The 227-nt window shown below is 66.5% G+C and carries 1 protein-coding gene; it reads right to left on the reverse strand.

What is annotated here, in order from left to right; all coding sequences use genetic code 11:
- A partial coding sequence (locus IE97_RS39095) for a hypothetical protein (RefSeq protein WP_158708401.1) occupies positions 1-227 on the reverse strand: 227 nt, incomplete at both ends.

Raw genomic sequence — 227 nt, forward strand, 5'->3', positions numbered from 1 at the left:
CCTTCGAAGTCCTGCACCACCTCGCCCGTGGGCGGGGTGTAGGTGCCCTTGTCCTCGGCGGTGAACTTCCTTCCGTCGAAGTCGCCGATGAAGTACTGGGCGGCCGAACCGCCCGCGATACCACCGGGGTTGATGTTCACGACCAGGACCCACTTGATGTTGTCCCTGTCGCCGTCGACCGCGAGGGGGAACAGATCGGGGCACTCCCACACGCCGCCCGTCGCACC

This window comes from Streptomyces sp. NRRL S-455 (assembly GCF_000717875.1).
Taxonomy (GTDB): Bacteria; Actinomycetota; Actinomycetes; order Streptomycetales; family Streptomycetaceae; genus Streptomyces.